The organism is Arthrobacter ramosus (assembly GCF_039535095.1).
GTDB lineage: Bacteria > Actinomycetota > Actinomycetes > Actinomycetales > Micrococcaceae > Arthrobacter > Arthrobacter ramosus.
Map to the genome: position 1 here is coordinate 762,166 of NZ_BAAAWN010000001.1, position 23,727 is coordinate 785,892.

The following is a 23,727-nucleotide window of genomic DNA, read 5'->3' on the forward strand; positions in this document are numbered from 1 at the left end:
TGCCCTGGCTTCGAGCGCAGAAGGCCCTGATACGTGTTTGGATGGATTCATGACAACCGCCATCCAACGCCCGCCGCTGGTCCGGAGCAGCGACCGGGTAATTGCCGGCGTGTGCAGCGGCCTGGCGGACCACCTTGGCTGGCCTGTGAAGTACATCCGGCTCGGTATGGTCCTTGCCTCGTTCGCCGGCGGCGCGGGCCTGGCCTTCTACGCCTGGCTGTGGGTCATGGTGCCCACCGCCGACGAAAGCGCCCGCCGCAATAGCCGCCGGCCGGTGTCGCCCATTGCTCCCGCGGTGAGCATGCCTCCCTCGGTCAGTATGCCTCCTGAAGTACCAGCGCCCGACGGCGGCGCGCGGCCACTGCCGCTGTCCACCCCGGCTCCCGTCTTCGCCTCCTGGTTCAGGATTCGGCGCATCCAGTACGGGAAAGAGATCCTCCTGGGAGCCGGCCTGCTCCTGGTGGCCGCCATCCTCATCGCCCGGCAGTTCGGCGTCGAGGTCCCTCTCGGCACGCTGATCCCGGCGGCAGCCATACTCGGCGGAGCGGCGATCGCGTGGATGCAGCTGGACGAGACGCGCCGGGCCGGACTGGTGGACAAGACCAAGGCGGACCAAGCCGGCGGCTGGATCCGCCTTGCTGCGGGCCTGGCCCTGGTGGTTGCCGGTGTGTTGGTCATGGTGTCCGGTTCCGGTTCATGGGAGCAGACATGGCTCGCGCTGCTGGCTTCCATCGCAGTGCTGGGCGGCGTCGCGCTGGTGCTGCTGCCGTGGGGCCTGAAGTTCTGGAAGGACCTTGAGACTGAGCGGGCGGCGCGGGTCCGCGAGACGGAGCGGGCGGAGATTGCCGCCCACTTGCACGACTCGGTACTCCAGACACTCGCCTTGATCCAGCGCCGGGCAGGTTCCGAGCAGGACGTGGTCCGCCTCGCCCGCGCCCAGGAGCGTGAACTGCGCACCTGGCTGTACCGGGACGCCGCCAAGGATGCAGGACTCCTGGCGGAGCGGATTGCCGCGGCCGCAGCCGAAGTGGAGGACGCCCACGGACACGCCGTCGACGTCGTCAGCGTGGGAGACGCCGCCATGACGGACAGGCACGAAGCCCTCGTCCTGGCGGCCCGGGAGGCCATGCACAATGCTGCCCGGCACGGCGGCGGAGCCGTGTCCGTCTATCTCGAGAGCTCGGACACGGGCAGCGAAGTTTTTGTCAGGGACCGCGGACCCGGCTTTGACCCGGATGCCGTCCCGGAAGACCGGCTCGGAGTCAAGGAATCAATCATCGGACGAATGAAACGCCACGGCGGCACTGCGGTCATCAGCAGTGGCTCCGAGGGCACGGAAGTCCGCCTGAAACTGCCCGTCGAGGGCGCCGACAAAGCAGAGAACCGAAACGGAGAAGCCAAAGCATGAACGGCACCCCAGATGAGATCAAGCCGGAGCAGGTCGTAGCCGGGCAAGTGCCGCGGAAGGTTCGCGTGGTGATCGTGGACGATCATGCCATCTTCCGGTCCGGGCTGAAGGCCGACCTCGATTCCAGGATCGACGTCGTGGGCGAAGCCGGAACAGTGGAACAAGCCATCGCCGTGATTGCCGAGGTTCACCCGGAAGTGGTGTTGCTTGACGTCCATTTGCCCGGCGGCCTTGGCGGTGGCGGGCGGGAGGTCATCAGCGCATCCTCTCCGATGCGCGGGAACACGAGCTTCCTGGCCTTGAGCGTCTCGGACGCCGCCGAGGACGTCGTCGCTGTCATTCGGGCCGGTGCCCGAGGCTATGTCACCAAGACCATTTCCGGTCCCGAGATCTCCGATGCCGTGATCCGTGTGGCCGACGGTGACGCCGTCTTCTCGCCGAGGCTTGCGGGATTTGTCCTGGACGCGTTCGGAACCTCCCCGGCCGAGATCGCCGACGACGAATTGGACCGGCTCTCCGCGAGGGAACTGGAAGTCATGCGCCTCATCGCCCGGGGCTACAGCTACAAGGAGGTGGCCAAGGAACTGTTCATTTCCATCAAGACCGTGGAAACCCACGTCTCCGCGGTGCTCCGCAAACTCCAGCTCTCCAGCCGCCACGAACTGACCAAGTGGGCCGCCGAGCGCCGCCTCCTCTGACGCCCGCTCACCTTTGGCGGCTTAAACCCAGACGCCCGCTCACCTATAGCGGCTTAAACCCAAACGCCCGCTCACCTAAACCCAAGGTGAGCGAGCGTTTGTGCAGGCGGACGGCTACTTGGCCTGGCCGAGGAATTCCTGGAGGCGTCGGACGCCTTCGGCGAGGTCGTCGTCGCCCAGGGCGTAAGAGAGGCGCACGAAACCGGAGGGGCCGAAGGCCTCGCCCGGAACAACCGCGACCTCAACCTCGTCGAGGATCAGCGAGGCAAGCTCAGCGGACGTTGAGGGACGGACGGGACCGTTCGACGTCGGGAATTCCTTGCCTAGCAGTCCGCGGACGTCGGCGTACACGTAGAAGGCGCCGGTCGGCGTCGGGCATTCCACACCCTCGATCGCGTTCAGTCCGGCGACGATCGCCTTGCGGCGGCGGTCGAAGGCGACCTTCATTTCGTCGACGGCGGTCAGCGGACCGGACACGGCAGCCAGGGCTGCGATCTGCATGATGTTGGAAACGTTCGACGTCGCGTGCGACTGGAGGTTGGTGGCGGCCTTGATGACGTCGGACGGGCCGATCATCCATCCGACTCGCCATCCGGTCATGGCGTAGGTCTTGGCGACACCGTTGAGGATGACCACCTTGTCGCCGAGCTCGGGGGCTGCCGTGGCGATCGAGGTGAAGGGGACGCCGTCGTACGTCAGATGCTCATAGATCTCGTCAGTGACAACCCAGAGGCCCTTGGCCGCCGCCCATTTTCCGATCTCTGCCACCTGTTCGGCGCTGTAGACGGCGCCGGTCGGGTTGGACGGGGAAACGAAAAGCAGGATCTTCGTCTTGTCGGTGACCGCGGCCTCGAGCTGTTCCACGGTGACCAGGTAACCCTGTTCCGGGCCGGCGAAAACCTCGACGGGAACGCCTCCGGCCAGGCGGATTGCCTCCGGGTAGGTGGTCCAGAAAGGCGTGGGGATGATTACTTCGTCGCCCGGATCAACAAGTGTGGCGAAGGTGTTGTAGACAGCCTGCTTGCCGCCATTGGTGACCATCACCTGCGACGCATCTACCTTGTAGCCCGAATCGCGGAACGTCTTGTCCGCGATAGCCTGCTTCAGCTCCGGCAGGCCGGCGGCAGGGGAGTAGCGGTGGTACTTCGGCTGGGCGGCGGCCTCGACGGCGGCCTTGACGATGTAGTCGGGTGTCGGGAAGTCGGGCTCCCCGGCGCCGAAGCCGATCACGGGGCGACCCGCTGCCTTGAGCGCCTTGGCCTTGGCGTCAACGGCAAGGGTGGCGGATTCGGCGATGGCGGAAATTCGCTGTGAAATGCGGGCGGCTGGTATTCCGGCAGACATTAAAGCACCGTTCTTCGCGGGCAGCTCATGAGCTGGATGGTGGGATTCGACGAAATCTACTTTATGCTGTTCTGCGGAGCTATCGGGCTAACGTCGGGAAAGTGACAGTTGAGGCTGATCACACGAGCGCTGAGCACATGAGCGAGAAGGCCTGAACGCTCCGGAAATGGCCCGGTTCGACTATCGCGACGTTGTTGCGTAGACTGGTTCACCGGTGTTGAAAAACATCACAATGGTCCGCGCCCCAGATCGGCTCCGGAATCCCGTGCTCTTCTGGATTCCTTGGCTTTGATGGAGTGTGGCCAAAATATGGATTCGTTCCATAGGGTAGTGGCGCAATTGGTAGCGCAGCGGTCTCCAAAACCGCAGGTTGCAGGTTCGAGTCCTGTCTGCCCTGCGCAAGCTGTTCCGAGGGTTTCCTCGGAACAAGCGCAGCAACCATGACTCTGATCAGAGTCGGGTCAACGACGTTTGCATAGATGAGTGAGGATCAGGTGACCGAAACAGCTGCGAGCAGCTCGAAGGGCCGCCCTGCCAAGAAGTCCGATTCCGGCCTCTTCGCTCGAATTGCACTTTTTGTCCGCCAGGTAATTGGTGAGCTCAAGAAGGTAGTTGCCCCCACCCGCAAGGAACTGGTCAACTACACAGTCGTGGTGCTGGTGTTCGTGGCCATCATGATGCTGGTCGTCACCATCCTGGACCTGGCTTTCGGTACGGGAATCAAATGGGTTTTCGGCGCTACTGGCACCACGAACCACTAAGCGGATCGCTCCGCAAACCGCGTGGAATCCCCGGAAAATCAAGGGATTTCGCAGGGTTTGCGGAATTGAGCCATTTAAATAGGCATGTTAGGCAATGAGGAAGCAGGAGACCAAGTGTCTGAGCAGGAGCTCGAGGTAACTGAGACTGAGCTGGATGGGCCCGCTGAAAGCACGGCCCACGCCACGGCTGACGCCGTGGAAGGATCCGAGGTCGATTCTGCTGCGCCCGAAACTGCCGACGTCGACGACGCCGATGAGTCCGACGCCGAGGTGTCCGACGCCGACGACGAGTCTGCAGACGCGTCCGACGACGCCGACGCCCTGGCCGCCGCTGCAGCTGTAGCGCCCGCCGACCCCGCTGAGGAGTTCAAGGCCAAGCTTCGCCGCCAGGAAGGTGACTGGTACGTCATTCACTCCTACGCCGGCTACGAAAACCGCGTCAAGGCCAACCTTGAGACCCGCATCCAGACCCTGGACATGGAAGATTACATCTTCGAGATCCAGGTGCCCATGGAGGAAGTCGTTGAGATCAAGAACGCCCAGCGCAAGATCATCAACCGCGTACGCATTCCGGGTTACGTCCTCGTCCGTATGGACCTGACTGACGCATCCTGGGGCGCCGTCCGCCACACCCCGGGTGTCACCGGCTTCGTGGGCAACGCACACAACCCGGTTCCGCTTCGCCTCGACGAGGTCTTCTCCATGCTGGCTCCGGTCTTCGAAGAGCAGCAGGCCGAAAAGGGCAAGCCGGTCAACAAGCAGCACCAGACGCCCGTCGACATCGACTTCGAGGTCGGAGAGTCCGTCATCGTCAAGGAAGGTCCGTTCGAGACCCTCCCCGCCACGATCTCCGAGATCAAGATGGATTCCCAGACGCTTGTGGTCCTGGTGTCAATCTTCGAACGCGAAACCCCGGTTACGCTCGCATTCAACCAGGTCACCAAGATCTAGTTGATCCAAGAATTTCGCCCCGCGGTTGCCCGCTTAGCAGCCACGGAGCGGTCGGTCGCCTTGCCATGGCGGCCACAAACCTGAGGCACGCTCCTGTGTCCTAGGAAGTTATTGAGAGAAGGACCTACATTGGCTCCCAAGAAGAAGGTCACCGGCCTCATCAAGCTGCAGATCCAGGCAGGTGCCGCCAACCCGGCCCCGCCGATCGGTCCTGCGCTTGGCCAGCACGGTGTCAACATCATGGAATTCTGCAAGGCGTACAACGCTGCAACGGAAGCCCAGCGCGGAAACGTTATCCCGGTTGAAATCACGGTCTACGAAGACCGCTCCTTCACCTTCATTACCAAGACCCCGCCGGCTGCAGAGCTCATCAAGAAGGCTGCAGGCGTTGCGAAGGGTTCGGCCACGCCGCACACCGTCAAGGTTGCCAAGCTGACCCAGGCACAGGTTAACGAGATCGCCACCACCAAGATGGAAGACCTCAACGCCACCAGCCTTGAGGGTGCTGCCAAGATCATCGCCGGCACCGCACGCTCCATGGGCATCACCGTCGAAGGCTAATACCAGCCTTCAACCGCCGGGAAACCGGCACCATTGAAATATTGAAAATGTTGGACATCCACGCCGGATTTCCAACTGTGGCAGGGCCCAGCGCGGTCCGCAGACCACAACTGCACAAGGAGAATAAGCAGCATGGCAAAGCGCAGCAAAGCATATGAGGCAGCCGTAGCCAAGATCGAGGCAGACAAGTTCTACGCCCCGTTCGAGGCCATCAAGCTCGCCAAGGACACCAACCCGTCCAAGTTCGACGCCACCGTTGAGGTCGCTTTCCGTTTGGGCGTTGACCCGCGCAAGGCCGACCAGATGGTCCGCGGCACCGTCAACCTGCCGCACGGCACGGGTAAGACTGCCCGCGTCCTGGTTTTCGCAACCGGCGACAAGGCCGAAGCAGCAATCGCTGCAGGCGCCGACTTCGTTGGTTCCGATGACCTGATCGAAAAGATCGCAGCCGGCTGGACCGACTTCGACGCCGCAGTGGCAACCCCTGACCTCATGGGCAAGGTTGGCCGTCTCGGTAAGGTCCTCGGTCCGCGTAACCTCATGCCGAACCCGAAGACCGGCACCGTGACCGCAGACGTCACCAAGGCCGTCAACGACATCAAGGGCGGCAAGATCGACTTCCGCGTTGACAAGCACTCGAACCTTCACTTCATCATCGGCAAGGTTTCCTTCGATGAACTGAAGCTGGCCGAGAACTACGCAGCTGCTCTCGAAGAGGTACTTCGCCTGAAGCCGTCCGCTTCCAAGGGCCGCTACATCCAGAAGGCCACGGTCGCCACCACGTTCGGCCCGGGCATCTCGGTTGACCCGAACGTCACCAAGGTTCTCACCGAGGCGTAAGCCACCGGGAGCATCGACTCTGAAAGGACCGTCCGGCATTCGCCGGGCGGTCCTTTCGTTGTATGCAACCGGCACCTATCGCGGGTTGCGACCGCTGATTAGGCTGAGGGCATGACAGGCCGGCTTCCGGATTTCAGCATCCACGAGCTCCACCTGCCGGAGTCCCTGGACGGGCCGGACGGCGAGGATTTCCGGGAGCTCTCTTCCATGATGGACGCCATGGTGTTGGAAACCTGGGGAAGCCTGGACCGGGCATCTTCGGCGCAGGCCCGGCTCGCGGGATGGCGGGATACCCCATATGAGGCCTCAAGGAACTTCTTCGCCCGGGTTGACGGAAGCATCGTAGGCTATTCTTCCTGCCAGGTTCCGCTCAAGGACAACGTCCATACCGCTTGGCTCCATGTAGATGTTCTGGAGGGGCACCGCCGGCATGGAATCGGGACCGCATTGCTCCGCACAGTCGAGGGGATTGCGAAGGCAGAGGGGAGGCGCGTCCTGCAGGCGCACACCGAACACCCGATCGGCTCCGCAGGAGCAGGAGCAGGAGCAGGAGCAGGAGCAGCAGCAACACCCTTCGATCCAGCCGCGGCACCCGGGGGAGTGCCCGAAGACGGTCCGGGAGTGGCCTTCTGCCTCAAGAACGGATACAGCTTGGAACAGGCCAGCAGATTCTGCAGCCTGGACATGGACCATGACGCGGAGTGGGCAAGGCTCGAGCTTGCGGCGCATTCCAAAGCCGACGCCGCCTATGAGGTCCTTGTGTGGACGAACCGTTGCCCCGCCGAATACGTGGACCACATGGCCGGGCTGATGGGCCGGATGAGCACGGATACACCCGCGGGAGGCCTTGAGATCGAGGCAGAGGCCTGGGATGCTGCCCGCGTCAGGCAACTGGAGGACACCACGCTTGCCGAAGGCCAGGCTGCCCTTGTCGCCGCTGCACAACATCGGCGGACGGGGGAGCTCGTCGCGTACACCGTGATCTACCTTGATCCCGCGAAGCCTCGGGTGGCCGAACAGGACGATACTTTGGTGGCAAAGCCGCATCGGGGCCATGGACTGGGAATGCTCGTGAAACTGGCCAATCTGCGCAGGCTGCAAGCGGAATATCCAGCAGTCCGGCGCGTCATGACTTTTAATGCCGAGGAAAACGAACATATGCTGTCCATCAACGTACAGCTCGGCTTCAAACCGGCGGGATACGACGGCGAATGGCAAAAGAGGATCAAATGACGAGCACGGTGGAGATCGGCCAACTCTGGATCCCGGATTCCCTTGACGCCGATGACGCAAAGGACTTTCTGGCCGCCGTCGAAGTCAGCCGCAGGGTCCGGATGCAGATCTGGGGCACGGACGATCTCGCCTACACCCCGTTGGAGAAACTGCTCGAACTCGGCGACCCTTACGAACGCCAGGTCATTCTCGTGGCCCGCGTTGACGGCCGCATTGTCGGTACTGTCGACATCGCGCTGCCCCTTGCCGACAACATGGACCTGGCCGAGTTCACCCTCGACATCCTTCCTGAATTCCAGCGCAGGGGCGTCGGCCGGCAGCTTCTGGAAGCTGCCGAACATTTCGCCAAAAGCGAGGGCCGGACGATGATCATGGTGGACACCAACCACCCTGCAGAGTCCTTGCGCGGTGGTGCCGAGGGCCAGCTCGTACCTGGCAGCGGCCTGGGCTTTGTTCCCTTGGCCAGCCGCGAGGTCGATTTTGCCCGTCGCACCGGCTACACCCTCCAGCACATCGAACAGTTCAGTTCCTGTGCGCTCCCGCTGGATTCAAAGCTTGTCGCCGAGCTTGAGGCCGAAGCGGAAGTCGCGAACGCCGGCCGCTATCAGGTCCACCACTGGACCGACCGTTGCCCGCAACAGTGGCTCGAAGCAGTGGCCGCACTCGAGAACGCGGCCGGGGAAGTAGTGTCCGAGCGCAGTGAGACCGCGGAAGCCGAACAGCAGCAGTTAGTGTTCGACGCCGGTGTGTTGCGCCAGGCGGAGGACGCCGCCGTCGCGCAGGGGCGCCGAACGGTGGTCACCGCCGTCGAGCACGTCGCCAGCGGGCGGATCGTCGGGCTCACCACGATCGGCGTCCTGGCGCAACGCCAGGACGTCGTCTTCCAGGACGACACGATCGTCCTGCAGGAGCACCGGGGAAACAAACTCGGGCTCCTCATCAAGGTCGCCAATATGCAGCGCCTCAGCGAACAGTTCCCCGACGCGCGGGTGATCTACACCTGGAATGCCCCCGAAAACCGGTACCTGCTGACCGTGAACAAGCAATTGGGATTCACGACGGCCGGGGTCACGGGGTTGTGGCAGAAGGAACTGCCGAACATGGGCCCGAGGGTCACCTCCTCCGAGTGAGGCGGCGCGATTTGGCGATGCACTTGCCCGTCCCGTAAGCTTGAATTACCAAAGACCGTCGGTTGATGGGAATCCACTCCTCCGGGCGTTGCTCAACTCTGCAGCTACGCGCGGAAGAACCAAGTGGGTTCCTTGACGAAGGACCCTGACAAAGGGCGGCCGGCGCAGGTGAACGAAGCAAATCTCCGCGATCACTGGATCGTGTTGAGCCAAGCCCCGTGCATCTGCGCGGGGCGTTTTTTAGTTGCAGCTCTTTTGAGCGGGGACCCGGAAAACCGGCTTTATTCCCCGGAAGGAGGGTTATGGCAACGCCTAGCAAGATCTCTGCAGTAGCTGAGATCACCAACGATTTCAAGGAATCGAACGCCGCTGTCCTGACCGAATACCGCGGGCTCTCTGTTGCACAGCTCAAGCAGCTGCGTGTTTCTCTCGGCCTGGACACCAAGTTCTCGGTCGTCAAGAACACCCTGACCGCCATTGCAGCCAAGGAAGCTGGTGTCGAAGCATTCGACGGTCAGCTCGCCGGCCCCACTGCAATTGCATTCATCAAGGGTGACGCGGTTGCTGCCGCCAAGAGCCTGACGGACTTTGCCAAGGTCAACAAGCAGCTGGTCATCAAGACCGGCTACTTCGAAGGCAAGGCACTGAACGCAGCAGAGGTTGCCGCGCTGGCAGCCCTCGAGTCCCGTGAGCTGCAGCTCGCCAAGGTTGCAGGCATCCTCAAGGCACCTGCTGCCGCTGCTGCACGCATCATTGACGCTCTGCGCCTCAAGCTTGAAGAAGAGGGCGGCGCTGTAGCACCGGCCGCTGAAGAAGCACCGGCTGCCGAAGAGGCTCCCGCCGAGGCTGCTGCAGAAGAGGCTGCCGCTCCGGCTGAAGCCGCTGAAGCAGCAACCGAAGAGAACTAAGTTCTCCCCCATTCAAATTGCGGTGCAGTAACGGACGACGTCCGTGGCAGCACCACCTAAAGGAAGGACGCCAAACATGGCGAAGCTCAGCAACGAAGAGCTCATTGAAGCTTTCAAGGAACTGACCATCATCGAGCTCTCCGAGTTCGTCAAGCTCTTCGAAGAGACCTTCGAAGTTACTGCTGCTGCTGTTGCAGTTGCAGGCCCGGCTGGCGCCGGCGCTGGCGAAGAAGTTGAAGAGAAGACCGAATTTGATGTCATCCTCGAAGCTGCCGGTGAAAAGAAGATCGCAGTGATCAAGGAAGTTCGCGCCATCACCTCCCTCGGCCTCAAGGAAGCCAAGGACCTGGTTGACGGTGCACCGAAGGCTGTTCTCGAAGGCGCCACCAAGGAAGCCGCTGAGAAGGCCAAGGACCAGCTCGAAGCTGCAGGCGCCACGGTTACTGTCAAGTAACTCGCCTTTTCGGGTATTCGCTTTACCCAGGAAGCCCCGTCCGGATTCGTCCGGGCGGGGTTTCCTGCATTTAAGAGCAACGCGGGGTCACTTACGGCCCATTGGGTGCTGCTGGATGGGCCGTAAGTGACCCCGCGTTGCTTTTGAAAGTGTTAGATGGGGTCGCTGATGTCGGCTACTACGGCCTGCAGCGCGGCGGCCAGTTCATCGGCCTTCACGAAAGCGCTGAATCCGTGTTCGCCTGCTCCCATGGAGATCCTGCGTCCGGCGATGCTCGCATCAGCATAGACCGGCCAGGGCTTCGAACTTCCCAGCGGCGTGATGGTGCCGCGCTCATAGCCGGTTGCCTCGAAGGCGATGTCCGCGGAGGGCATGGACAGCTTGTTGACTCCCAGGAGGGCGCGCAGCTTGGGCCAGGAGATCTGCCGGTCACCCGGAACCAACGCAAACAGGAACGTGCCATCCCGGTGCTTGACCACAAGGGACTTCACGATGTCGGCCGGTGTGATCCCCATGATGCGGGCCGCTTCGTCAAGGCTGCTTGCCGCCGCCCGCTCCACGAGTTGGACGTCGAGTCCGCGGGCGGCCGCGTCGGCGAGGAATCGCTCAGTGCCCCGCATTCATGCCCCATTTCCAGTCATGGCCGCTCCCGCTGCCGAATGCGCCGAATATCTAGTCGCGGTAGAGAAGCAGTGCTTCGCCTTGGCCGCCGCCACCACACAGGGCGACCGCCGCTTTCCCCTTACCGCGGCGCTTCAGCTCGTGGGCCGCGTGGAGGGCAAGCCGCGCTCCCGAGGCGCCGATCGGGTGTCCAATCGCAATTGCTCCGCCGTGGACATTGCACTTCTCCAAGGGATAGTCCAGGTCCTTCAAGGACTGCACCGCAACCGAACCGAAGGCTTCATTGATCTCGATGAAGTCCAGATCGGCCGTTGTCCACCCCGCGCGGTCCAGAGCGTGCCGTATCGCGTTCGAAGGCTGCGAATGCAGGCTGTTGTCGGGTCCCGCTACCTGGCCGGGCTTGCCGACGACGGCAAGGTAGTCAAGGCCGTTCTCCTCGGCAAAACGGCGGCTCGTGAGCACGAGTGCGGAGGCGCCGTCGGACAAGGGAGAGGAGTTGCCGGCGGTGATGGTTCCGTCGGTGGCAAAGGCGCCCTTCAGGGGGGCCAAGGTCTCAAGCGTTGTTTGGGGCCGGACGCCTTCATCGCTCGTCAGCACCAAGGGTTCTCCCTTGCGCTGTTTGATGCTGATCGGTGTGATCTCGCCGTCGAACACGCCTTGCGCGGCGGCCGCGGCTGCACGCTGGTGCGAAGCGGCGGCCACTTCATCCTGGGACCGGCGGTCGATGCCAAGCGAGAGGTTCTTGATTTCAGTGGACAGGCCCATGGACTGGCCATCAAACGCGTCGGTGAGGCCGTCGTGGGCAGCGACGTCGAGGGCCTGGATCGCTCCGTAACTCCACCCTTGCCTCGAACCGGGCAGCAAGTGGGGAGCGCGGCTCATCGATTCCTGGCCGCCGGCAACCACGACGGCGGCGTCCCCGCTGCGGATCATTCGCGCGGCGTCGATCACGGCCGTCAGTCCGGAGAGGCAGACCTTGTTGATGGTGACGGCCGGGATGTTCCAGCCGATTCCGGCGGCGATGGCGCTTTGCCGGGCCGGATTCTGGCCGGCGCCCGCCTGCAGGACCTGTCCCATGATCACTGCGTCCACTTTGTCCGCGGTGAGTCCGCTCGCCGCAATGGCGCCTGAAATGGCGTGAGCACCGAGCTCGACGGCGGTGAGCCCGGCCAGTTGCCCGTTCAACCGTCCCTGTGGGGTACGGCTGGCGGAAAGGATGACAACGTCGTTGTTGTTGTCCGTTGTGTCTGAGGGGGTGCTCATTTTCTCTCTTCCGATCAAGGGTGGTGAGCCTAGGTTACCGTGGCGTAGATCACCTCTCCATTCAACAATGGAGCCTGGATCAACATTCCGCCCACGGCAGTAAGGGGCCGGGCCGCATGGGTGCCTGCAGCAACTGTGCTTGCATTCGGGCGGGATCTGGGGTAGACAGGTGGGTTGATTTGCCGTATTGTAGATATTTGCGTCTTCCCTGTTAACCTTCAGCCTTCATATAGCGGTGGGCTTTACCTCTCAGCTGCGCCATCGACGTGCCGTTAAGAACGAGCATGGTCTTGGCCAGCGGGGGTCCCGGGTCATATAGCGGAACCGGAAAGGTACACTGCGGATTCAATCTGCAGGGTGCAAGCGGGGGAGATCTGAAAACGCCTGAAGGTCTGTGGAAGGATCCCTCTTGGTCGCCTCGAGCACCTCTAATAACGAAACCGCTAATACGGCAAGCACCGATGGTGCAACTCGCCGGCTCTCATTCGCAAAGATTCACGAACCGCTGGACGTTCCGAATCTGCTCGCACTGCAGACAGACAGCTTTGACTGGCTGGTCGGAAACGAACGCTGGCAGTCGCGCGTAGCGAAGGCCGTCGAGGAAGGCGACCTGAGCGTCGCCACCACCTCTGGACTTGCTGACATCTTCGAAGAGATCTCCCCCATCGAGGACTTCCAGGGCACTATGTCCCTGAGCTTCTCCGAGCCGGAGTTCGCTGATCCGAAGTACACCATGGCCGAATGCAAAGACCGTGACGCCACTTACTCGGCACCGCTGTATGTCAAGGCCGAGTTCATGAACAACAACACGGGTGAAATCAAGCAGCAGACCGTGTTCATGGGCGATTTCCCTCTCATGACCGAGAAGGGAACGTTCGTTGTCAACGGCACCGAGCGTGTCGTCGTCTCCCAGCTGGTCCGTTCGCCGGGCGCCTACTTTGAGCGCACCGCAGACAAGACCAGTGACAAGGACATCTTCACTGCAAAGATCATCCCGTCCCGCGGTGCATGGTTCGAGCTCGAAATCGACAAGCGCGACCAGGTCGGCGTACGCCTCGACCGTAAGCGCAAGCAGTCGGTCACCGTTCTGCTGAAGGCCCTTGGTTGGACCGAAGGCCAGATCCTCGAAGAGTTCGGCCAGTACGACTCCATGCGCGCAACGCTGGAGAAGGACGCCACCGAAACCCGCGAAGACGCCCTGCTGGACATCTACCGCAAGCTGCGTCCGGGCGAGCCGCCCACCGTCGAGGCTGCCCAGTCCCTGCTGGACAACCTGTACTTCAACGCCAAGCGCTACGATCTGGCCAAGGTTGGCCGTTACAAGATCAACCGCAAGCTCGGCATCGACCGCTCCCTTGGCGACAAGGAAGCTTCGGTCCTGCACGTTGAAGACATCGTGGCCATGATCAAGTTCCTCGTCGCACTTCACGCAGGCGAGAAGACCCTCATGGGCAAGCGCGATGGCGAAGACCACGAGCTCCGCGTCGAGATCGATGACATCGACCACTTCGGCAACCGTCGCATCCGCGCAGTCGGCGAACTGATCGAAAACCAGGTCCGCACCGGCCTGTCCCGCATGGAGCGCGTCGTCCGCGAACGCATGACCACGCAGGACGTCGAAGCGATCACGCCGCAGACCCTGATCAACATCCGCCCTGTTGTGGCAGCTATCAAGGAGTTCTTCGGAACGTCCCAGCTGTCGCAGTTCATGGACCAGAACAACCCGTTGTCGGGTCTGACCCACAAGCGCCGCCTGTCGGCTCTTGGCCCGGGTGGTCTGTCCCGTGACCGTGCAGGCATGGAAGTTCGAGACGTCCACCCGTCCCACTACGGACGCATGTGCCCCATCGAAACTCCTGAAGGCCCGAACATTGGTCTGATCGGTTCGTTGGCTTCCTACGGCCGCATCAACCCGTTCGGTTTCATCGAGACTCCGTACCGCCTGGTGTCCGAGGGTGTCGTTTCCGATGAGGTCCAGTACCTCACCGCCGACGACGAAGCCGAAGTCCTGATTGCACAGGCCAACGCACCGCTGGACGCCGACAAGAAGTTCGCGGAAGAAACCGTGCTTGTCCGTGCCCGTGGTGGTGGAGGCGAGCCCGTCCTGGTTCCGGCCGGCGAAGTTCAGTTCATGGACGTTTCCCCGCGCCAGATGGTGTCCGTAGCTACCGCTCTGATTCCGTTCCTTGAGCATGACGATGCAAACCGCGCACTCATGGGTGCCAACATGCAGCGCCAGGCTGTGCCGCTGGTCCGTTCCGAGGCCCCGTTCGTGGGTACCGGCATGGAGCGCGCTGCCGCCGTCGACGCCGGTGACGTTGTCATCGCGAAGAAGGCCGGTGTCGTCAACGAAGTTTCCGCTGACCTCGTCACCATGCTTAACGACGACGGCACGGAAACCAGCTACCGCATCAACAAGTTCGCCCGTTCAAACCAGGGCAACTGCTACAACCACCGTGTCCTGGTCAACGAAGGCCAGCGCCTCGAAGTCGGCGGCATCATCGCTGACGGCCCGGCAACGGACCAGGGTGAACTCGCCCTCGGTAAGAACCTCCTCGTGGCATTCATGTCCTGGGAAGGCCACAACTTCGAGGACGCCATCATCCTGTCGCAGCGCATCGTCGCTGAGGACGTTCTTTCCTCCATCCACATCGAGGAGCACGAGATCGATGCCCGCGACACCAAGCTTGGTGCCGAGGAAATCACCCGTGACATCCCCAACGTGTCCGAGGAAGTCCTCGCAGGACTTGACGAGCGCGGCATCATCCACATCGGTGCCGAGGTTGAAGCCGGCGACATCCTGGTCGGGAAGGTCACCCCGAAGGGTGAAACCGAACTGACTCCGGAAGAGCGCCTCCTCCGTGCGATCTTCGGCGAGAAGTCCCGCGAAGTGCGTGACACCTCCCTGAAGGTTCCCCACGGTGAGTCCGGCACGGTTATCGGCGTGCGCGTCTTCGACCGCGACAACGACGACGAGCTGCCCCCGGGCGTCAACCAGCTGGTCCGCGTCTACGTTGCTGCCAAGCGCAAGATCACCGACGGCGACAAGCTCGCCGGCCGCCACGGTAACAAGGGCGTCATCTCCAAGATCCTCCCGATCGAAGACATGCCGTTCCTTGCCGACGGTACGCCGGTGGACATCGTCCTGAACCCGCTGGGTGTTCCGGGCCGCATGAACGTCGGCCAGGTGCTCGAAACGCACCTCGGTTGGGTTGCGAAGACCGGTTGGAAGATCGAAGGCGAGCCGGAGTGGGTCAAGAACCTCCCGAACCTGCCTCGTGAATCCGGCCAGACCACTGTCGCCACCCCGGTGTTCGACGGTGCACGCGAAGAGGAAATCACAGGTCTGCTGGATTCCACCAACGTGACCCGCGACGGCGACCGCCTGATCGACTCCTCCGGCAAGACCCGTCTGTTCGACGGCCGCTCCGGCGAGCCGTTCCCGGACCCGATCTCCGTGGGCTACATGTACATCCTGAAGCTCCACCACCTGGTGGACGACAAGATCCACGCACGCTCCACCGGCCCGTACTCCATGATCACGCAGCAGCCGCTGGGTGGTAAGGCACAGTTCGGTGGCCAGCGCTTCGGTGAAATGGAAGTGTGGGCGCTCGAAGCATACGGCGCTGCCTACACCCTCCAGGAACTGCTGACGATCAAGTCGGATGACATCCACGGCCGCGTGAAGGTCTACGAAGCCATCGTCAAGGGCGAGAACATCCCCGAGCCTGGCGTTCCGGAATCCTTCAAGGTCTTGATCAAGGAAATGCAGTCGCTGTGCCTGAACGTGGAAGTTCTTTCCACGGACGGTACGACGATCGAAATGCGTGACTCTGATGACGCAGTCTTTACGGCTGCGGAAGAACTGGGCATTGATCTGTCTCGCGCAGAGCCCAGCTCCGTAGAAGAGGTCTAAACAGCCGCTCTGGCTGGCGGTGCAGACCGCCAGCCAAGGCAGCTGCCTCTTTCCGTAAACCCAAGACTTCAGAATTTAGAGAACAAGAGAGAACAGGGACCATATGTCCAGCGAATCCTCCTTCGGCCTCATGCAGATCGGCCTCGCCACCGCGGAAGACATCCGCGGCTGGTCTTACGGTGAGGTCAAGAAGCCGGAAACCATCAACTACCGCACGCTCAAGCCCGAGAAGGACGGCCTCTTCTGCGAGAAGATCTTCGGCCCGTCCCGGGACTGGGAATGCTACTGCGGCAAGTACAAGCGCGTGCGCTTCAAGGGCATCATCTGCGAGCGTTGTGGTGTTGAAGTCACCCGCGCCAAGGTGCGCCGCGAGCGCATGGGCCACATCGAGCTGGCTGCTCCCGTCACGCACATCTGGTACTTCAAGGGTGTTCCCTCCCGCTTGGGCTACCTCCTTGACCTGGCACCGAAGGACCTTGAGAAGGTCATCTACTTCGCTGCCTACATGATCACCAGCGTCGACACCGAGAGCCGTCACGCGGAACTGCCGAACCTTCAGGTGGAGCACGACCTCGAGAAGAAGCAGCTCGTCGACAACCGCGACAGCGACATCGCCACGATTGCCCGCGACCTTGAGGACGAGCTTGCCCGCCTCGAAGGTGAAGGCGCCAAGGCTGCAGACAAGAAGAAGGCCCGCGACTCCGCGGACCGTCAGATGGCCAACGTCCGCAAGCGCGCGGATGCTGAGATCGAGCGCCTCGAGCAGGTCTGGGACCGCTTCAAGAACCTCAAGGTCGCCGACCTCGAAGGTGACGAAGGCCTGTACCGCGAACTGCGCGACCGCTACGGCATGTACTTCGAAGGCTCCATGGGTGCCGAAGCCATCAAGAAGCGTCTTGAGAACTTCGACATGCAGGCAGAGTCGGAGTCCCTGCGCGACACCATCCAGAACGGCAAGGGCCAGCGCAAGACCCGTGCCCTCAAGCGCCTGAAGGTTGTCAACGCATTCCTGACGACCAACAACAGCCCGCTTGGCATGGTGCTGGACGCCGTCCCGGTGATCCCGCCGGAACTGCGCCCGATGGTCCAGCTGGACGGTGGCCGCTTCGCGACCTCCGACCTCAACGACCTCTACCGCCGTGTGATCAACCGCAACAACCGACTCAAGCGACTGCTTGACCTCGGTGCTCCGGAGATCATCGTCAACAACGAGAAGCGCATGCTTCAGGAAGCTGTTGACAGCCTCTTCGACAACGGCCGTCGAGGCCGTCCGGTCACGGGTCCGGGCAACCGTCCGCTGAAGTCCCTGAGCGACATGCTCAAGGGCAAGCAGGGCCGTTTCCGCCAGAACCTGCTCGGCAAGCGCGTCGACTACTCCGGCCGTTCGGTCATCGTCGTCGGCCCGCAGCTGAAGCTGCACCAGTGTGGTCTGCCCAAGCAGATGGCCCTGGAGCTCTTCAAGCCGTTCGTGATGAAGCGGCTGGTTGACCTCAACCACGCGCAGAACATCAAGTCGGCAAAGCGCATGGTCGAGCGTTACCGCCCGCAGGTCTGGGACGTGCTGGAAGAGATCATCACCGAACACCCGGTGCTGCTCAACCGCGCACCTACCCTGCACCGCCTCGGCATCCAGGCATTCGAGCCGCAGCTTGTTGAAGGCAAGGCCATCCAGCTTCACCCGCTGGTTTGTGGCGCCTTCAACGCCGACTTCGACGGCGACCAGATGGCAGTCCACCTGCCGCTGAGCCCCGAAGCGCAGGCTGAAGCCCGCATCCTGATGCTCTCCTCCAACAACATCTTGAAGCCGTCTGATGGCCGTCCGGTGACCCTGCCTTCGCAGGACATGATCATCGGTCTGTACCACCTGACCACCAAGCGCGTTGGTTCCGCTGGCGAAGGCCGGATCTTCTCCTCGGTTGCGGAAGCCATCATGGCCTACGATGCCCGCGAGCTGCACCTGAACTCCCAGGTCAAGATCCGCCTTGAGGGCTTTGTCCCTTACGCCGGCTGGGAAGCTCCGGAAGGTTGGGAGCCGGGTCAGACCGCACTGGTCCAGACCTCCCTCGGCCAGGTTCTCTTCAACGAGACCCTGCCGGAGGACTACCCGTGGGTTGAGGCTGTTGCCGACAAGGGCGAGCTTTCCCGGATCGTCAACGACCTCGCAGAGCGCTACCCGAAGGTTGTCACGGCTGCAACGCTGGACAACCTGAAGGACTCCGGTTTCTACTGGGCAACCCGCTCGGGCGTCACCGTGGCAATCTCCGACATCGAGGTGCCTACCTCCAAGCCGGCCATCCTGGCCCGTTACGAGACCATGGCTGCCAAGATCCAGGGCCAGTACGACAAGGGCCTGATCGATGACGACGAGCGTCGCCAGGAACTGATCGAGATCTGGAACAAGGCCACCAACGAAATCGCCCAGGCAATGCGTGACAGCCTGTCCCCGATGAACACCATCAACCGCATGGTGTCCTCCGGTGCACGTGGTAACTGGATGCAGGTCCGCCAGATCGCGGGTATCCGTGGTCTTGTGGCCAACCCGAAGGGTGAGATCATCCCGCGTCCGATCAAGTCCTCGTACCGCGAGGGCCTGTCGGTGCTGGAATACTTCATCGCCACGCACGGTGCCCGTAAGGGTCTGGCCGACACCGCGCTGCGTACCGCCAACTCGGGTTACCTGACCCGTCGTCTGGTGGACGTTTCGCAGGACGTCATCGTCCGTGAGGAGGACTGTGGCACCGAGCGTGGTCTCATGACCGCGATCGCCGTGCCGGACGCCAACGGTGAGCTGGTCCTTGACGAGAACGTCGAGAACAGCGCCTACGCACGTACCCTCGCCGTTGACGTCGTCGACTCCAAGGGTGCGGTGCTGGCAGCTGCCGGCACCGACTGCGGCGACGTCGTCATTGCCGAGCTGCTCGCAGCCGGCATCACTGAGGTCAAGGTCCGTTCCGTGCTCACGTGTGAGTCCAAGGTCGGCACCTGTGCGCTCTGCTACGGCCGTTCGCTGGCAACCGGCAAGACCGTGGACATCGGAGAGGCCGTCGGCATCATCGCCGCTCAGTCCATCGGTGAACCCGGTACCCAGCTGACCATGCGTACGTTCCACACCGGTGGTGCTGTTTCCGCCAGCGGTGGGGACGACATCACCCAGGGTCTGCCCCGTATCCAGGAGCTTTTCGAAGCCCGTACTCCCAAGGGTGTTGCACCGATTGCTGAAGCAGCCGGCCGCATCGCCATCGAAGAGTCCGAGCGCCAGATGCGCCTCATCATCACCCCGGACGATGGTTCCGAGGAGATCGCCTACCCGGTGCTGCGCCGTTCCCGTCTCCTCATCGAGGATGGCGAGCACGTCAGCGTCGGCCAGAAGCTGATCAACGGTCCTGTGGACCCGAAGCAGGTTCTGCGCATCATGGGTCCGCGTGCCGCCCAGAAGTTCCTGGTGGACGAGGTCCAGGGCGTTTACCGCAGCCAGGGCATTGGCATCCACGACAAGCACGTGGAAGTCATCGTCCGTCAGATGCTGCGCCGCGTGACCGTCATCGAATCCGGCGACTCCGATCTGCTTCCGGGCGAGCTCGCTGAGCGCAGCCGCTTCGAAGACGAGAACCGTCGCGTGGTGTCCGAAGGCCGTACCCCGGCTTCCGGTCGTCCGGAACTGATGGGTATCACCAAGGCATCTCTGGCAACCGAGTCCTGGCTGTCGGCCGCTTCCTTCCAGGAGACCACCCGCGTTCTGACGCAGGCGGCCATGGAAGGCAAGAGCGACCCGCTGCTTGGCCTCAAGGAGAACGTCATCATCGGTAAGCTCATCCCGGCCGGTACGGGCTTGCCCCGTTACACCGAGGTCACCGTGGAGCCGACTGAAGAAGCAAAGGCAAGCCTGTTCACGGGCCCCAGCGCCTTCACCGACTTCTCGTATGACGCCCTGGGCGGCGACGGAGCTCCCGAGTTCCACGCCATCCCGCTGGACGACTACGATCTCGGCAACGACTTCCGCTAACGGCGGTCAGGGCGGGCCCTTTCGTGTCGCGTTCCGCGCCACGTAGGGACCCTGCCGCCCTGCCCTTAGGGCGGGCCCTTTCGTGTCGCGTTCCGCGCCACGTAGGGACCCTGCCGCCCTGCCCTTAGTCTTCAAGTCAAGGTAAGGACCCCGTACTCAGTGAGTGCGGGGTCCTTCCCGTTAAGGCGCCCGACGACGGCGGGCGGCATCCGCCGTCGTGGTTCTCCCCTTTACACCCGATTAAGGCCTCAGATCAAGCCATGCTAGAATTTTGGTAATTGTTCTGTGTGGCAGTGGATGAAGGCCGCCGCAGCATCATTTCGGTTTTGTTCTCATGATGCTTCGGTGGTGCCTGTTTCCGGGTTGCGGGCTACGTGCGCAACGAATGCCGCACTTTTGCACGCCCATCGGGTCTTCGGACCAGGGCCGCATGGACAACGCCAAAGCTCTCACGCAAACACAGGCCAACGCCTGGGCGCGGAGCAGAGATCAACCAACGGAGAACACGAAAGTGCCTACGATTAACCAGCTGGTCCGCAAGGGCCGCACGCCGAAGGTCTCCAAGACCAAGGCTCCCGCGCTTAAGGGCAGCCCGATGCGCCGCGGTGTTTGCACCCGCGTTTACACGACCACCCCGAAGAAGCCGAACTCGGCTCTCCGTAAGGTTGCACGTGTGCGCCTCAACGGTGGCGTTGAAGTTACCGCCTACATCCCCGGTGTTGGCCACAACCTCCAGGAGCACTCCATCGTGCTGGTCCGTGGTGGTCGTGTGAAGGACCTTCCGGGTGTCCGTTACAAGATCGTCCGTGGTGCCCTCGATACCCAGGGTGTCAAGAACCGCAAGCAGGCCCGCAGCCGCTACGGCGCAAAGATGGAGAAGAAGTAATATGCCTCGCAAGGGTCCGGCCCCGAAGCGGCCGCTAGTTTCCGATCCCGTTTACGGTTCCCCGTTGGTCACCCAGTTGATCAATAAGGTTCTGATCGACGGCAAGAAGTCCACCGCAGAGCGCATCGTTTACGGCGCACTCGAAGGTGCACGCGCCAAGTCCGGTGGCGACCCCGTCGCCGCCCTCAAGAAGGCCATGGACAACGTCAAGCCTTCCCTCGAGGTCCGCTCCCGCCGTGTCGGTGGCGCAACCTACCAGGTTCCCGTTGAGGTCAAGCCGGGCCGCTCCACCGCTCTCGCCCTCCGCTGGTTGGTTGGCTACTCCAAGGCCCGCCGCGAGAAGACGATGACCGAGCGCCTCCAGAACGAAATCCTGGATGCGTCCAACGGTCTCGGTGCCGCTGTGAAGCGTCGCGAAGACACCCACAAGATGGCCGAGTCGAACAAGGCCTTCGCACACTACCGCTGGTAAAACTTCCCGTACGCCGCCGGCTCCCTGAGCTGGCGGCGAACGTGTAGTCCATCCGAAAGGGAGACACCGTGGCACAGGACGTGCTTACCGACCTTAGCAAGGTCCGCAACATCGGCATCATGGCCCACATCGATGCCGGCAAGACCACCACCACCGAGCGCATCCTGTTCTACACGGGTGTGAACCACAAGATCGGCGAAACGCACGACGGCGCTTCGACGACCGACTGGATGGAACAGGAAAAGGAACGCGGCATCACCATCACGTCTGCCGCCGTGACCTGCTTCTGGGACAAGAACCAGATCAACATCATTGACACCCCGGGCCACGTGGACTTCACGGTTGAGGTCGAGCGCTCCCTGCGCGTCCTCGACGGCGCCGTTGCTGTCTTCGATGGCAAGGAAGGCGTTGAGCCGCAGTCCGAGACTGTTTGGCGCCAGGCCGACAAGTACAACGTGCCGCGTATCTGTTTCGTCAACAAGATGGACAAGCTCGGCGCTGACTTCTACTTCACCGTAGACACCATCATCAGCCGCCTTGGTGCCAAGCCGCTGGTTCTCCAGCTGCCGATCGGCGCAGAGAACGACTTCATCGGCGTCGTGGATCTCCTTGAGATGCGCGCCCTGGTGTGGCCGGGCGATGCCAAGGGTGACGTCACCATGGGTGCCAAGTACGAGGTCCAGGGGATCCCCGCTGATCTCCAGGCCAAGGCTGAGGAGTACCGCGCACAGCTCGTTGAGACTGTTGCCGAGGCTTCCGAAGAACTCATGGAGAAGTACCTCGAAGGTGAAGAACTCACTGTCGAGGAGCTCAAGGCCGGCATCCGCAAGATGACCATCAACTCCGAGCTCTACCCGGTTCTCTGTGGTTCTGCCTTCAAGAACCGCGGCGTACAGCCGATGCTGGATGCTGTTGTTGACTTCCTGCCGAATCCCCTCGACGTCCCGCCTATGGTCGGTCACGACCCGCGCGACGAAGAGAAGGAGCTCACCCGCAAGCCTTCTTCCGAAGAGCCGTTCTCGGCCCTGGCGTTCAAGATTGCCGCGCACCCGTTCTTCGGCCAGCTCACCTTCATCCGCGTGTACTCCGGTCACGTAGAAGCAGGCGCCCAGGTGGTCAACTCCACCAAGGGCAAGAAGGAGCGCATCGGCAAGCTGTTCCAGATGCACGCCAACAAGGAAATGCCTGTTGAAGGCGCTACCGCGGGCCACATCTACGCAGCAATCGGTCTGAAGGACACCACCACGGGCGACACCCTGTGCGACGCGAACAACCAGATCGTCCTCGAGTCCATGAGCTTCCCGGAGCCCGTGATCTCGGTTGCCATCGAACCGAACACCAAGGGTGACCAGGAGAAGCTCTCCACGGCTATCCAGAAGCTCTCCGCTGAGGACCCGACCTTCCAGGTCTCCCTCAACGAGGACACCGGTCAGACCATCATCGCCGGCATGGGCGAGCTCCACCTGGACATCCTGGTGGACCGCATGCGCCGCGAATTCAAGGTCGAGGCAAACGTCGGCAAGCCGCAGGTTGCTTACCGCGAAACCATCAAGCGCGCTGTAGAGCGTCACGACTACACGCACAAGAAGCAGACCGGTGGTTCGGGTCAGTTCGCAAAGATCCAGATCGCCATCGAGCCGATGGACACCGCTGACGGCGAGCTCTACGCGTTCGAGAACAAGGTTACCGGTGGCCGCGTGCCCCGCGAGTACATCCCGTCCGTTGACGCGGGCATCCAGGATGCACTTAACGACGGCGTTCTGGCCGGCTACCCGGTTGTCGGCATCAAGGCCACGCTGATTGACGGCGCGTACCACGATGTTGACTCTTCGGAAATGGCGTTCAAGATCGCCGGCCGTATGGCTTTCAAGGAAGCCGCACGCAAGGCGAACCCGGTTCTGCTCGAACCGCTGATGGATGTTGAGGTCCGCACCCCTGAGGAATACATGGGTGAAGTAATCGGTGACCTGAACTCCCGCCGTGGCCAGATGCAGTCCATGGAAGATGCCGCTGGCGTCAAGGTGATCCGTGCGCACGTTCCGCTGTCCGGCATGTTCGGCTACATCGGTGACCTGCGTTCGAAGACCCAGGGCCGTGCTGTGTACTCCATGACGTTCAACAGCTACGCCGAGGTCCCGAAGGCAGTTGCCGACGAGATCATCCAGAAGAACCGCGGCGAGTAATCACCGACGGATAAACCAGGATGCTGGCCCGTTCGGGAAAGCATTCAGCGCAGGCGCCGGGCTGTAGCCCAGGCCGCAGTCCGGTCCCTGCGCGA

The 23,727-nt window shown here is 62.3% G+C and carries 18 protein-coding genes and 1 tRNA gene; 16 read left to right on the forward strand and 3 right to left on the reverse strand.

Features of this window, described 5'->3' with window-relative positions:
* The first annotated feature begins 49 nt into the window (after positions 1-49).
* A complete protein-coding gene (locus ABD742_RS03640; protein WP_234749036.1) occupies positions 50-1,408 on the forward strand; it encodes an ATP-binding protein in 1,359 nt (452 codons plus the stop codon).
* Positions 1,405-2,106: a LuxR C-terminal-related transcriptional regulator gene (locus ABD742_RS03645; RefSeq protein ID WP_234749037.1), complete on the forward strand. Its 702-nt coding sequence runs from the start codon at positions 1,405-1,407 to the stop codon at positions 2,104-2,106. The genes ABD742_RS03640 and ABD742_RS03645 overlap by 4 nt, the downstream gene beginning before the upstream one ends.
* A gap of 114 nt (positions 2,107-2,220) precedes the next feature.
* Here the strand turns inward: ABD742_RS03645 and ABD742_RS03650 are convergent, their stop codons facing one another.
* Positions 2,221-3,450 carry a pyridoxal phosphate-dependent aminotransferase gene (locus tag ABD742_RS03650; protein WP_234749038.1) on the reverse strand — a complete coding sequence of 410 codons (1,230 nt, stop codon included), beginning with the start codon at positions 3,448-3,450 and terminating at the stop codon, positions 2,221-2,223.
* 324 nt (positions 3,451-3,774) lie between these two features.
* On the opposite strand from ABD742_RS03650, the gene ABD742_RS03655 reads away from it, so the two are divergent.
* The 9 genes from ABD742_RS03655 (at position 3,775) to rplL (ending at position 10,288) form a co-directional block, all read left to right on the forward strand.
* Positions 3,775-3,847, forward strand: a tRNA-Trp gene (locus ABD742_RS03655).
* A gap of 82 nt (positions 3,848-3,929) precedes the next feature.
* Positions 3,930-4,211, forward strand: a complete 282-nt coding sequence (gene secE, locus ABD742_RS03660) for a preprotein translocase subunit SecE (RefSeq protein ID WP_059387348.1) — start codon at positions 3,930-3,932, stop codon at positions 4,209-4,211.
* Between the two features lie 114 nt (positions 4,212-4,325).
* On the forward strand, positions 4,326-5,162 hold the full coding sequence (nusG, locus tag ABD742_RS03665; protein WP_234749039.1) for a transcription termination/antitermination protein NusG: 837 nt from the start codon (positions 4,326-4,328) through the stop codon (positions 5,160-5,162).
* A 129-nt stretch (positions 5,163-5,291) separates the two neighbouring features.
* The gene (gene rplK / locus ABD742_RS03670; protein WP_018773647.1) at positions 5,292-5,723 is read left to right on the forward strand and encodes a 50S ribosomal protein L11; all 432 of its coding nucleotides are present in this window, start codon (positions 5,292-5,294) and stop codon (positions 5,721-5,723) included.
* A gap of 132 nt (positions 5,724-5,855) precedes the next feature.
* The gene (gene rplA, locus ABD742_RS03675; protein WP_234749040.1) at positions 5,856-6,563 is read left to right on the forward strand and encodes a 50S ribosomal protein L1; all 708 of its coding nucleotides are present in this window, start codon (positions 5,856-5,858) and stop codon (positions 6,561-6,563) included.
* Between the two features lie 111 nt (positions 6,564-6,674).
* Positions 6,675-7,796, forward strand: coding sequence for a GNAT family N-acetyltransferase (locus tag ABD742_RS03680; protein WP_234749041.1), 1,122 nt, complete (start codon positions 6,675-6,677; stop codon positions 7,794-7,796).
* The gene (locus tag ABD742_RS03685; protein WP_372460889.1) at positions 7,775-8,926 is read left to right on the forward strand and encodes a GNAT family N-acetyltransferase; all 1,152 of its coding nucleotides are present in this window, start codon (positions 7,775-7,777) and stop codon (positions 8,924-8,926) included. Before ABD742_RS03680 ends, ABD742_RS03685 begins: the two co-directional genes overlap by 22 nt.
* Before the next feature lie 302 nt (positions 8,927-9,228).
* Positions 9,229-9,834: a 50S ribosomal protein L10 gene (gene rplJ / locus ABD742_RS03690; RefSeq protein ID WP_234749043.1), complete on the forward strand. Its 606-nt coding sequence runs from the start codon at positions 9,229-9,231 to the stop codon at positions 9,832-9,834.
* A gap of 76 nt (positions 9,835-9,910) precedes the next feature.
* A complete protein-coding gene (gene rplL / locus ABD742_RS03695) occupies positions 9,911-10,288 on the forward strand; it encodes a 50S ribosomal protein L7/L12 (RefSeq protein WP_234749044.1) in 378 nt (125 codons plus the stop codon).
* Between the two features lie 152 nt (positions 10,289-10,440).
* Here rplL and ABD742_RS03700 read toward each other — a convergent pair whose 3' ends face one another.
* Both ABD742_RS03700 and ABD742_RS03705 read right to left on the reverse strand, forming a co-directional pair.
* The gene (locus tag ABD742_RS03700) at positions 10,441-10,908 is read right to left on the reverse strand and encodes an aminoacyl-tRNA deacylase (RefSeq protein ID WP_234749045.1); all 468 of its coding nucleotides are present in this window, start codon (positions 10,906-10,908) and stop codon (positions 10,441-10,443) included.
* 52 nt (positions 10,909-10,960) lie between these two features.
* Entirely contained in the window at positions 10,961-12,172 is a 1,212-nt protein-coding gene (locus ABD742_RS03705; RefSeq protein WP_234749046.1) for an acetyl-CoA C-acetyltransferase, read from the reverse strand.
* A gap of 409 nt (positions 12,173-12,581) precedes the next feature.
* Here ABD742_RS03705 and rpoB point away from each other — a divergent pair, with 409 nt between their 5' ends.
* From rpoB to fusA, 5 genes are all read left to right on the forward strand, one after another.
* Entirely contained in the window at positions 12,582-16,088 is a 3,507-nt protein-coding gene (gene rpoB, locus ABD742_RS03710; RefSeq protein ID WP_078108119.1) for a DNA-directed RNA polymerase subunit beta, read from the forward strand.
* Positions 16,089-16,191: 103 nt separating this feature from the next.
* A complete protein-coding gene (locus ABD742_RS03715) occupies positions 16,192-20,091 on the forward strand; it encodes a DNA-directed RNA polymerase subunit beta' (protein WP_234749048.1) in 3,900 nt (1,299 codons plus the stop codon).
* A gap of 511 nt (positions 20,092-20,602) precedes the next feature.
* Entirely contained in the window at positions 20,603-20,977 is a 375-nt protein-coding gene (gene rpsL, locus ABD742_RS03720) for a 30S ribosomal protein S12 (protein WP_009358312.1), read from the forward strand.
* Between the two features lies 1 nt (position 20,978).
* Positions 20,979-21,449 carry a 30S ribosomal protein S7 gene (rpsG, locus tag ABD742_RS03725; protein ID WP_059387355.1) on the forward strand — a complete coding sequence of 157 codons (471 nt, stop codon included), beginning with the start codon at positions 20,979-20,981 and terminating at the stop codon, positions 21,447-21,449.
* Between the two features lie 68 nt (positions 21,450-21,517).
* The gene (fusA, locus tag ABD742_RS03730; protein ID WP_234749050.1) at positions 21,518-23,632 is read left to right on the forward strand and encodes an elongation factor G; all 2,115 of its coding nucleotides are present in this window, start codon (positions 21,518-21,520) and stop codon (positions 23,630-23,632) included.
* Positions 23,633-23,727 lie beyond the last annotated feature (95 nt).

Excerpts from the sequence above, each read along its gene's own strand:
- rplJ (WP_234749043.1), top strand. The coding sequence starts at position 9,229 with ATGGCAACGCCTAGCAAGATCTCTGCAGTAGCTGAGATCACCAACGAT.
- ABD742_RS03715 (WP_234749048.1), top strand. The coding sequence starts at position 16,192 with ATGTCCAGCGAATCCTCCTTCGGCCTCATGCAGATCGGCCTCGCCACC.
- ABD742_RS03685 (WP_372460889.1), top strand. The coding sequence starts at position 7,775 with ATGGCAAAAGAGGATCAAATGACGAGCACGGTGGAGATCGGCCAACTC.
- ABD742_RS03705 (WP_234749046.1), bottom strand. The coding sequence starts at position 12,172 with ATGAGCACCCCCTCAGACACAACGGACAACAACAACGACGTTGTCATC.
- ABD742_RS03640 (WP_234749036.1), top strand. The coding sequence starts at position 50 with ATGACAACCGCCATCCAACGCCCGCCGCTGGTCCGGAGCAGCGACCGG.
- ABD742_RS03645 (WP_234749037.1), top strand. The coding sequence starts at position 1,405 with ATGAACGGCACCCCAGATGAGATCAAGCCGGAGCAGGTCGTAGCCGGG.
- rplL (WP_234749044.1), top strand. The coding sequence starts at position 9,911 with ATGGCGAAGCTCAGCAACGAAGAGCTCATTGAAGCTTTCAAGGAACTG.
- ABD742_RS03650 (WP_234749038.1), bottom strand. The coding sequence starts at position 3,450 with ATGTCTGCCGGAATACCAGCCGCCCGCATTTCACAGCGAATTTCCGCC.
- secE (WP_059387348.1), top strand. The coding sequence starts at position 3,930 with ATGAGTGAGGATCAGGTGACCGAAACAGCTGCGAGCAGCTCGAAGGGC.
- rplA (WP_234749040.1), top strand. The coding sequence starts at position 5,856 with ATGGCAAAGCGCAGCAAAGCATATGAGGCAGCCGTAGCCAAGATCGAG.
- ABD742_RS03680 (WP_234749041.1), top strand. The coding sequence starts at position 6,675 with ATGACAGGCCGGCTTCCGGATTTCAGCATCCACGAGCTCCACCTGCCG.
- rpsG (WP_059387355.1), top strand. The coding sequence starts at position 20,979 with ATGCCTCGCAAGGGTCCGGCCCCGAAGCGGCCGCTAGTTTCCGATCCC.
- ABD742_RS03700 (WP_234749045.1), bottom strand. The coding sequence starts at position 10,908 with ATGCGGGGCACTGAGCGATTCCTCGCCGACGCGGCCGCCCGCGGACTC.